Source organism: Xanthobacter autotrophicus (assembly GCF_029991245.1).
Classification (GTDB): domain Bacteria; phylum Pseudomonadota; class Alphaproteobacteria; order Rhizobiales; family Xanthobacteraceae; genus Xanthobacter; species Xanthobacter autotrophicus_C.
The window spans coordinates 1-10010 of the sequence record NZ_JAIVFO010000157.1 but is presented as its reverse complement, the minus strand read 5'-3'; the positions used below and the strand labels follow the sequence as shown (position 1 = coordinate 10010).

Annotated in this window: 6 protein-coding genes and 3 pseudogenes; 4 read left to right on the top strand and 5 right to left on the bottom strand. The window is 66.1% G+C overall.

Annotation, left to right across the window (positions count from 1 at the left end; translation table 11 throughout):
* Positions 1-131: 131 nt before the first annotated feature.
* A pseudogene (locus K9U41_RS19590) lies at positions 132-1076 on the top strand (IS110 family transposase); the annotation flags it as partial.
* A 95-nt stretch (positions 1077-1171) separates the two neighbouring features.
* Here K9U41_RS19590 and K9U41_RS19585 read toward each other — a convergent pair.
* A pseudogene (locus tag K9U41_RS19585) lies at positions 1172-1912 on the bottom strand (DDE-type integrase/transposase/recombinase); the annotation flags it as partial.
* A gap of 697 nt (positions 1913-2609) precedes the next feature.
* Between K9U41_RS19585 and K9U41_RS19580 the strand changes: the two are divergent.
* Entirely contained in the window at positions 2610-3614 is a 1005-nt protein-coding gene (locus K9U41_RS19580) for an NAD-dependent epimerase (RefSeq protein WP_282642535.1), read from the top strand.
* A gap of 158 nt (positions 3615-3772) precedes the next feature.
* Here the strand turns inward: K9U41_RS19580 and K9U41_RS19575 are convergent.
* Positions 3773-4802, bottom strand: a pseudogene (locus K9U41_RS19575) (IS256 family transposase); the annotation flags it as partial.
* Positions 4803-5190: 388 nt separating this feature from the next.
* Here K9U41_RS19575 and K9U41_RS19570 point away from each other — a divergent pair.
* Positions 5191-6137 (top strand): IS630 family transposase gene (locus tag K9U41_RS19570; RefSeq protein ID WP_432715832.1). Its coding sequence is split into 2 segments (ribosomal slippage): positions 5191-5527 and positions 5527-6137, totalling 948 coding nucleotides; the frame shifts between segments, so codons are not numbered across the junction.
* A gap of 275 nt (positions 6138-6412) precedes the next feature.
* Here the strand turns inward: K9U41_RS19570 and K9U41_RS19565 are convergent.
* Both K9U41_RS19565 and K9U41_RS19560 read right to left on the bottom strand, forming a co-directional pair.
* Complete coding sequence (locus tag K9U41_RS19565) at positions 6413-7507, bottom strand: DUF2778 domain-containing protein (RefSeq protein WP_282642532.1); 1095 nt, start codon at positions 7505-7507, stop codon at positions 6413-6415.
* A 448-nt stretch (positions 7508-7955) separates the two neighbouring features.
* Entirely contained in the window at positions 7956-8303 is a 348-nt protein-coding gene (locus K9U41_RS19560; protein ID WP_282642531.1) for an ArsC family reductase, read from the bottom strand.
* Between the two features lie 143 nt (positions 8304-8446).
* Between K9U41_RS19560 and K9U41_RS19555 the strand changes: the two genes are divergently transcribed.
* Positions 8447-8818 carry an antibiotic biosynthesis monooxygenase family protein gene (locus tag K9U41_RS19555; protein ID WP_282642530.1) on the top strand — a complete coding sequence of 124 codons (372 nt, stop codon included), beginning with the start codon at positions 8447-8449 and terminating at the stop codon, positions 8816-8818.
* A gap of 27 nt (positions 8819-8845) precedes the next feature.
* Here the strand turns inward: K9U41_RS19555 and K9U41_RS19550 are convergent, their stop codons facing one another.
* Positions 8846-9970 carry a CaiB/BaiF CoA transferase family protein gene (locus tag K9U41_RS19550; RefSeq protein ID WP_282642534.1) on the bottom strand — a complete coding sequence of 375 codons (1125 nt, stop codon included), beginning with the start codon at positions 9968-9970 and terminating at the stop codon, positions 8846-8848.
* Between the last annotated feature and the right edge of the window lie 40 nt (positions 9971-10010).

Genomic DNA, 10010 nt, shown 5'->3' with positions numbered 1-10010 from the left:
AGATGGCACCTCGTGAATGGGCGATGGCAAAGGCGCAGTTCGCCGTCATCTTCGGCGAGCGCTTCACAAAGGCCATGGCGGCCTGATCTTCAACCCGCCGCCCCCACACGAAATTCCTGACACTCCCCGGCGTCCTGGCGCAGCTCTACGCTAGCGGCTTCCTGCCGGAGGTCTGGATCCCCAATGAGCCGACCCAGGCGCTACGCCGGCAAGTCACCCGCCGCAACCAGATCGTGCGGCAGCGAACGCGACTGAAGAACATTATCCAGTCGATCCTCCACGGCCACCTGATCCCGTCCTGCCCGCACGCCGATCTGTGCGGGCCCAAGGGTCGCGCCTGGCTGGCCGAGCAGGCCGTGCCGGAGGACGAGCGTCTCGCGATCGAGCGGCACCTTCGCGAGTTCGACCGTCTCGGCGAGGACCTGAAGGTGATCGAGCGCGACCTCGCGCGCTCGGCGCTGGCGGATGAAGGCGTGAAGCGGCTGATGACGATCCCCGGCATCGACATGGTAGTGGCACTCGCGATGACCGCAGCCATCGGCGACGTCAGCCGTTTCGGCAGCCCACAGAAGTTGGTGAGCTACCTTGGTCTCAATCCAAGCGTCCGGCAGTCGGGATCGGGACCGGCCCACCATGGGCGGATTACCAAGCAAGGACGCGGCCATGCACGGGGCATGCTGGTCGAGGCGGCCTGGGCGGCAGCGCGCACCTCCGGTCCACTGCGCGCCTTCTTCCTTCGCGTCCGGGCGCGGCGCGGCCAGCATGTGGCGGCGGTTGCGACTGCGCGCAAGCTCGCCGTCGTGATCTGGCACCTGCTCGCCAAAGGCGAGAGCTACGTCTGGGCGCGACCCTCGCTGCACGCCAAGAAGCTGCGCGATCTCGAGCTCAAAGCCGGGCACAAGGCGACACGCGGTCAAAAGGGCGCGGCGCATGCCTACAATATCAAGCGCCACCGCGAGGAGGAGCGGCGCTGGGTCGAGCAGGCCGAGGTGGCCTACGCGCGCTTCGTGGCTGGCTGGAACCCGCGAGGACCGAAAAGGGTGCGCACGGGCGCCGCAACCGAGGTGCGACGATAGAGGCTGCGCGGCAGGGCTCCCACCTCACGCCCTGCTCTTCGCCACGCGGTCACCCGCACGCAAGAGGAGAATATCGCAGATCGGAATAGAAAGCTCTTGTCGATCACATCAGTGGTCCAGGGATGCCTTGGCTTTGTCAGCCTGTGTTTGATGCCATGAGCCTGACAGGCCCGGTCAAACGGATGCCCGCGCCACATGGCGGTCGGACCGGAACGGTTCTTCGGCAGGTCGGCGAACTGGATGCCGTTGTCCGTCAGAACGATCTCGATCCTGTATGGAACGGCAGCCACCAACGCGTCGAGGAAGGCACGCGCCGTTGCCGTGGTGGCCTTGTCGACGAGTTGGGCAAAGGCGAACTTCGAGGTGCGGTCGATACCGACATACAGATGCAGCTTGCCTTCCGTCGTCTGCACCTCGGCAATGTCGATGTGGAAGAAGCCGATCGGGTAAGCCTTGAACTTCTTCCTCGCCGGCTTGTCGCCTTCGACATCGGGCAGGCGGGAGATGCTGTGGCGCTGAAGGCAACGGTGAAGCGACGAGCGGGTCAGGTGGGGGATCGTCGCCTGCAGGGCGTAGAGGCAGTCGTCGAGCGGCAACAGGGTGTGCCTGCGGAAGACGACGATGATCGCCTCTTCCTCAGGTGCCAGAACGCTGGACCTCGGCGCCTTAGGTCCGGTCGGCAGGTCGGCGACCGAGGTCCGCTGCTTCCATTTCGCGACGGTCTTCGGGTTGATCCCGTAGCGCTGGGCCAGAGCCCTCAGGCTCTCTTGACTATGCTGTATCGCTCGACGGACCGCCTCCGTCGTCGTGGCGCATCCATGGAGAACCTGCCCCATAGCGCATCCTTCCATTCCTGCGAAAAGACTGCACCATCAAAGCTCAGGATCAAATAGCTAATACTTGCTTTCTCGTAATGCACCCACTGCACAAGATCAAGTCTGATCTTCTCGATAACCGTCTCTTCCAAGGGTTTTTCGTCGACCATCATGGATGAGCTTGCCATTTTAGAGGAGAGGCAGCAGCAACGCGAGACAGCATAGGCTTCCACTTCGCTGTGCGCGACGTCTCGCAGTGTCGCGCAGGCTGGCAGAGCTTGGCAGTTTGCAAGTCCGCGATGCCGGCACTGAGACCCCATAGCGCGGTGCAACATCAAGCGGCAACCCACGGGCACCATGCCACCCCACGCTCGCGCCCAGCTGCAGGCTGAAGGTGCGGAGCCTGCACAGCATCGCCCCACCAGTGAGCGCCACCGGCGGCCCCGTGCCGAGTCTGGCTTCACGGGCAATTCTCGACGCTAAATCCAATAGTTATTCATACGGATAACCCTCCATCCCGCTCGTCGGCACGCTGATGCGACCCGCACGGTGCGAAGGAAGGCTTCAAATGACCGGGAGGCGCTGCCCAAGGCGTTTAATTGGGGCGTGCCGCGCGGCCTCGGTGGTGGACACGCCTGTGCGCAGTGCGGTAAGCCTGAGGCAAGGTGGGCCAGCGGGGGCTGGAGCGCGCCGCTGCTCGCCGCATTGAGGGATAATGATGCGGTATCTTATTACTGGAACCGCGGGTTTCATCGGTTTTCACTTGGCCAAGCGATTGCTCGACGAAGGCCATTATGTGGTCGGCTTCGACGGGATGACAAATTATTATGACGTGGCGCTCAAGGAGAAGCGGCACGCCATACTGGAACGGTCCAACGGCTTTAAGGCCGTGATCGCCCAGCTTAAGGATAGGGACGCGCTCGATAAGGCCGCCGAGCTCGCCGAGCCTGACGTCATCGTCCACCTCGCGGCACAGGCCGGTGTTCGCTACAGCCTTGAAAACCCGCGTTCCTACATCGATTCGAACCTGGTCGGATCATTCAACGTCATCGAGCTCGCGGCGCGGCTCAAGCCGAAGCACCTGCTGCTTGCCTCCACCTCCTCTGTCTACGGCTCGAACGAGAAAGTCCCGTTTGCCGAGAGCGACAAGGCGGACGAGCCCATGACCATCTATGCCGCCACCAAGAAGTCCATGGAGGTGATGGCTCACAGCTACGCACACCTCCACAAGGTCCCGACCACGGCCTTCCGCTTCTTCACTGTCTACGGGCCCTGGGGACGGCCCGACATGGCTCTGTTCAAGTTCGTGGATGCCATCCGCAAGGACCGTCCCATCGAGATCTACGGCGAAGGTAAGATGAGCCGCGACTTCACCTATATCGATGACCTCATCGAGGGCGTCATTCGGTTGATGGCGGTGCCGCCGGACGAAGCCAACCGGATTACCTCCGACACCTACGCCGACACCCTGTCGCGCCACGCCCCTTTCCGCGTGGTCAATATCGGCGGCGGTCAACCGGTCGCCCTGATGCGGTTCGTCGAGACCATCGAAGCGAGCCTCGGCAAGCCGGCCATCCGCAAGATGCTGCCCATGCAGCAAGGAGAGGTTCCGCGCACCTATGCCGCCCCCGACCTGTTGATTGGCCTGACCGGCTTCCGGCCCGAGATCGACATCGAGGTGGGCGTGCGCCGCTTCGCCGAGTGGTATCAGGAGCATTACTGACCCCGGAATGTACCACGCTCGTCCGAAGGCCTTGGCCCAGGCGGCGTCCCCGCAATTCCTGTGTCCGGTCGGCCTGTAGCGGCCGCCGGCAGGACCGCGCGAGATTCCGCCGCAAGGGGAGCTGTCAGGATTTCCGTGTGAGGGCGGCGGGTTGAACATCAGGCCGCCATGGCCTTTGTGAAGCGCTCGCCGAAGATGACGGCGAACTGAGCTTTGGCCATGATCCATTCACGCAGCCCCCATCTTCCACTCCTTTTCGGAGCGGCTTAAGACGAGGAAGAGGAGCTTCATCGCGGCCTCGTCGGTCGGGAAGTGGCCTCGGGCGCGTATGGCGCAGCTTGGCGTTCAGCGCCTCGATGGTGCTGTAGAGGATGCGGCGGACGTCGGCCGGGAAAGGCGTAGAACGGTACGACCTCGCTCCAGGCGCGTCGCCAGCTCTGGGCGATAGCCTGATAGCGGCGGCCCCAGAGGCTTTCCTCGAAGGCGCCGAGCGCCGCCTCGCCGGCGGCCGCCTTGATGGCGCGGTAGATGCCCTTCAGCGCTGCGGCCGACGGGCTTGCGATCCTTGTAGGAGACGAAGTCCAGGCTGTGGCGCAACAGGTGGACGATGCAGGTCTGGACCATTGCCTCGGTGAAGACGGTCCGGATCGCGTCCGGGAAGCCCTTCAGACCATCGACGACGGCCAGTAGCAGGTCCTCGACGCCGCGATTTCGCAGTTCGTTCATGACGCGCAGCCAGAACTTCGCTCCCTCGTTCTGTTCGAGCCAGAGGCCCAGAACCTCCTTGGCGCCATCGGCGCGGACGCCGAGGCAATATGGACAGGCTTTGTTGCGGACGACGCCCTCGTCGCGGATCTTGACCCGCAGGGCGTCGAAGAACACCAGCGGACAAACCGGCTCGAGCGGCCGCGCCTGCCAGGCGGCGATCTCGTCGAGCACCGCGTCAGTGACGGCGCTGATGAGATTGGGCGAGACCTCGATCTGGTAGAGCTTGCGCAGACGCCCGACGATCTCCCGGGCGCTCATGCCGCGGGCATACATCGACACGATCTTGTCGTCGAAGCCGGGAAAGCGGCGCTGGTGCTTCGCGATGAACTGCGGATCGAACGTCGCCTGCCGGTCAGGCGGGATCTCCAGCTCGATCCGGCCGGTCTCGGTCGTCACCATCTTGCGGCCGTAGCCGTTGCGGCTGGGCATTGCCATCTGGTGTTGGAATGTCACGCGGACCAGTTGCCACATCAATCTCGACAGCCAGATTGGCCCTGGCCTTTTCCTGCCCCATCCCGCGGCGGTGGTCATCGGCTCCGGGTTCCGCATCGGCGCCAATGTGACCATCTACCAGAGCGTTACGCTGGGACGCGTGGAGGCCTCTCGCCCATTTAGCCCACCGTGGAGGATGGTGCGGTGCTGTACACCAACGCCGTTCTCATCGGACCCATCACCGTCGGAGCAGGCGCCACCATCGGAGCGGCCGCTGTGGTACTAGAGCGGTAGCCGATCATATTGAATCGCCGTGGCTTTTCAAATCAGTGCCGAGCTGATTCAAGCTTCCTGCCGGAGTTGGAGGCCGGCAGGCATGGTCAAGGCGCTGTCGCTCGATCTTCGGGTGCGTGTTCTGGCCGCCGTAGCGGGTGGTATGAGCCACCGTGCGGCGGCTGAGGCTTTTGCGGTCAGCCCGGCAAGCGTGAGCCGATGGCGGCAGCTGTCCCGTGAAACGGGGGAGCCCCGCGCCAAGGACGCCGGAGGCGACAACCGTTCCCATCATGTGGAGGCGCACAAGGACCTGATCCTGAGCCTCTTGGAGAAGACGCCCGACCTCACCATCGAGGAACTGCGCCACCTTCTGGCGGAACAGGGGATCGGCGTCGGCTACGGCACGGTCCGGCGCTTCTTCGCCTGCCACGCCATCACGCGCAAAAAAAGACCGCCCACGCCGCCGAGCAGGACCGGGCGGACGTCCTGAAGCAACGCCGGGCCTGGTTCGAGGCGCAGCTCGACCTCGATCCGGACCGGCTTGTCTTCATCGACGAAACCTGGGCCTCCACCAACATGGCCCGCCGCCATGGCCGTTGCCGGCGTGGACAGCGCCTGCGCGCGCTCGTCCCGCACGGCCACTGGAAGACAACCACCTTCATCGCCAGATTGCGCTGCACCGGTATGGTGGCGCCGATGGTACTGGACGGCCCCATCAACCGCATCGCCTTCGAAGCCTATGTGCAGCAAGTGCTCGTTCCCGAGCTCTCACCGGGCGACATTGTGGTGATGGACAATCTCGGTTCCCACAAAGGTCCGGCGGTGCGTCAGATGATCGAGGCCGCCGGCGCAGGCCTCCTGTTCCTGCCGCCCTATAGCCCCGACTTCAACCCGATCGAGAACGCCTTCTCAAAGCTCAAGGCCCACCTGCGCAAAGCTGCCGAGCGCACCGTCGAAGGCCTGTGGGTAGCCATCGGACGTATCGCAGATCTCTTCACGCCGCAGGAGTGCCGGAACTTCTTCGAAGCCGCTGGATATGATCCAATATGATCGGCTACCGCTCTAAAGGACGTGCCGCTGGGCGGCGTGGTGGTGGGGAAATACCGGCCGCGTCATTCGCACCACCGGCCGACGCGCTGTCAGCTCAAGAGGCCGCGCGCCCCTAGGGTTAAAAGCCAAAGAACGAGTAGAGTGTTGTCCGATCAGATCGCGGTGCAATCTGATCGGCGCATGCTTTCAGTTCATGGCCGCAGGAGCACAGACCTCAGGGCGAGCAGGGGCATGCGAAAGGCGTCGCCGGGTGCTCTGTCTCGGTCCACGGCCGCTCAGCGCGGCTTCAGGAAGGACATGAGGAAGTTCTCTTCCTTCGGCGCATTCTCAAGCTGGGCGACCACGACCATCTTCTTCACCTCGCCCCGCTTGAAGGCGGTGAGGAACTTCTCGTAGTCCTTGAAGGAGACGCAGCCGTTGGAATCCCCGCGCGGGCCCAGCAGATAGGTGTGGGCGAGGATGCCGGCGCGGCCAAACATCTTGCCGGTGCCAACCGGGTTGAGGCGAACCGCCTCCACGCCATGGAACAGGGATTCGCGCATGGTCAGCGAATAGGTGTTGGGGGGGGTGGCCCCCACCATCCGCTTCGCCACGTGGCGCGGGTCGTCCATCAACTCGCCGTAGCCCGAATGGGCTTCGAGCTTGTCGCCGTTGGGCATGTAAACGACCTTGCCCTTGATGTCGTAGAGCGCATAACCCGAGCCGGGCGTGGGCAGCGCCACCTCGCCTTCGGACCCGGGCGGCGTGTCGGAGGCGGCGGGCGGCGCGAGGGGCGAGGGCGTGTCGGTGAGCGGCGCAGACGGGTCGGGCAGGGAGGCGTAGGCGAGGCGCTGCTCGCGGATCAGCGGATTGCGCAGGGGCAGCGGAGCCGTGCTCTGGTCCATCTGCTGGAGGGCGCGGATACCGTCGCCGGCGGCGAGCTGGTTGCGGTTGCCCAGGGGATTGGCCATGGGCAGCGGCACGGCGCGCGCAGGTTGCTGCTGCGTCCGCGCCTGCGCGGACGCCTGCGGTGTGCCGGGCGGCGCGGCGAAGGGGGCGCCCTCGATGGAGAGGCTGGTGAGGTAGATACGGTCGGGCTCAAGTTCGAGAGCACCAGACGAGATGATCAGGGACACCTCGGTGACCGTGGTTCCGGCGGCGGCGAGGGAGAGGTCGCGGGCAGGGCGTTCCACCACCCGTGGCTCGGAAACGCTGAACGCGAACGAGCCCTGGGTCGCCCAGACGGCGCCCGCCGCCACCAGCAGTCCGGCGAAAATGCCAGTGCCGATACCGACAAGAGTCGCCCGCCTTGATCCGCTACGCGGACGGCCCTCCGGACCCAGCGGGTCGAAGGGGGAATCCTCGTCCGGTGTCCAGCTCGTATGCCTCATGGTCCCCGCTATCAGCGTTGCCGGTCGTTTCCGGCGCTCGTTCCTCGTCGGCAGGATCCCACGGCGCTGGTGCGACGCAGGGTCTTGCGACGAACGGTCTTGTGACGCACGGTCTTGCGGCGCACAAACCTTGCCCGGTGCGGATCGCTCCGCCCCAATCGCCGGCTTGGTGAATGGTCGGCCCGGATGTTCCCGAACCGTCCTCCAGCCCCGCAAACCTGCCCAGACTCGGTAACTTTTCCCTTTACGACCTTCGTAACACCAGATCACGAAGGCGAGAACAAGGCCAAACGCGACGGACTTTAGCAATCCGGGGCCAGCTTGGCGAGGCCGTCTTATTCCGCTGCGTCACGCCGCGCTGCGTCACGGAGGGCCGAATGGCGGGCCGAAAATCCAGCCCTCGCCGGCGCGCATGGCTCGGTCCGCCGGTGGGCGTCCGGTGCGGGCCTCAGCCGAACTTCGCCGCATAGTCATCGGGCTTGAAACCCACCAGAAGGTCACGTCCCGTGTCCAGCACGGGCCGCTTGATCATGGAGGGCTTCTCCAGCATCAGGTCGATGGCGCTGGCCTCGTCGATGCCCTCCTTGTCGGCGTCGGGCAGCTTGCGGAAGGTGGTGCCGGCGCGGTTGAGAAGCTTTTCCCAGCCCACGGTCTTCACCCAGCCTTCCAGCGTCTTCCGCTCGATGCCGGCGGATTTGTAGTCGTGGAAGGCGTATGCGACGCCGTGGTCCTCAAGCCAGCCCCTGGCCTTCTTCATGGTGTCGCAGGCCTTGATTCCGTAGATCGTCGTCGCCATCGCAATGCCCCGTGTTGAAAGCGTGGACTTTACCGCAGCCGGGCGCGGGGCTCTATCGCATGCACCCCGCGCGGCGCGGACCGGGCGAGCGGTGTAAAGTCGCGGCAAAGCACGCGGCAGGGCAAGGTACAGGGGAGGGGATCTTGATCGCCATCATCTTCGAGGTCTGGCCGGCCGAGGGCCAGAGGGAGACCTATCTCGACCTGGCGGCGCGCTTGCGCGGCGAGCTGGAGCAGATGGACGGCTTCATTTCCGTGGAGCGCTTCGAGAGCATCACCGAGCCGGGCAAGATGCTGTCCCTGTCCATCTGGCGGGACGAGGAGGCGGTGAAGGCCTGGCGCACCCTCCCCATCCATCGCAGGACGCAGGCGGCGGGGCGGGCGGGCATCTTCCGGGATTACCGTCTGCGCGTGGCCGCGGTGCTGCGCGACTATGGCCTTGATGCCCGGGACGAGGCGCCTGAGGACAGCCGCGCCGCGTTCGGCCCCCGCATGGATGCCGACCCGGCGTTCTGAAGTCTGGCGGGGCAGCCGGAAGCGCCCCTATCGCAGCTCCGGCGGCCAGGCGAGGCCCGAGCGGCCCTCGCCGTCGTCCGGCGCCGTGGCGGCGCGGGCCTCATCGTCGCTGAGCCCGATCTCGCGCAGCACCTCGGCGGTGCGGTCGGACAGGTCCAGAGGACGGGCCTCGGCCGGCGTGCGGGACAGGCGCGGCACCGCGGGCACGCGATTGGGGCCGCATCCCGGATGGCGGGCGGCGACGTGGGGATCGCTCCACACCTCGTCGGGCGCCAGGACCGGGGCGACGCAGGCGTCCGTTCCGGCGAACAGGGCGGTCCAGTGGTCGCGCGGCGCGCCGGCGAAGGTCTCCGCGAGCCGGCGCTCGATGTGAGGCCACAGGTCGCGGCGCATGTGGTCCGGCGGCTCGCCGAGGCCGAGGGTGCGCCACAGGGTCTCGAAGAAGCCGCGCTCCAGCGCGCCCACCGCGATGAAGCCGCCGTCGGAGCAGGCATAGGCGCGGTAGAACGGCGCCCCGCCGCCCAGCAGCCCGTCGCCGCGCTCCGGCCAATGGGGCGTCTTCCACAGGGGCAGGTGCATGGCCATGAGGGAGAGCGCGCCGTCCATCATGGCGGCATCGATGAACTGGCCGCGCCCGGAGGCCTTGGCCTCGACCACCGCCGCGAGGATGCCGATGGCGGCGATCAGGCTGCCCCCGGCGAAATCCGCCACCAGGTTCAGCGGCGCCTCCGGCGGCGCCCCCTTGGGGCCGAGGCCGCCGAGCACGCCGGACAAGGCGAGATAGGTGATGTCGTGGCCGGCTTCCTTCGCCCGCGGGCCGTCCTGGCCGAAGCCGGTGAGGGCGCAATAGACGAGGCGGGGATTGAGCGCCGACAGCTCGGCATAGCCCGCGCCGATGCGCTCCGCCACGCCGGGGCGGAAGCCCTCCACCAGCACGTCCGCCGTCTTCACCAGGGCATGGAGCGCGGCGCGGCCTTCCGGGGCCTTGAGGTTGAGGGCCACGTGGCGTTTGCCGCGGGAGAATTCCGCGATGGCCACCCCGGCCCGCCCGCCGCCCACCACGATCACCTCGGCGCCGAGGTCGGCCAGCAGCATGGTGCAATAGGGACCCGGGGCGAGGCGGGACAGGTCGACGATGCGCACCCCCGCCAGCGGGCCGCGCGGGGCAGGGAAGAGCGGGGCGGCGGAGAGC

Excerpts from the sequence above, each read along its gene's own strand:
- K9U41_RS19580 (WP_282642535.1), top strand. The coding sequence starts at position 2,610 with ATGCGGTATCTTATTACTGGAACCGCGGGTTTCATCGGTTTTCACTTG.
- K9U41_RS19565 (WP_282642532.1), bottom strand. The coding sequence starts at position 7,507 with ATGAGGCATACGAGCTGGACACCGGACGAGGATTCCCCCTTCGACCCG.
- K9U41_RS19560 (WP_282642531.1), bottom strand. The coding sequence starts at position 8,303 with ATGGCGACGACGATCTACGGAATCAAGGCCTGCGACACCATGAAGAAG.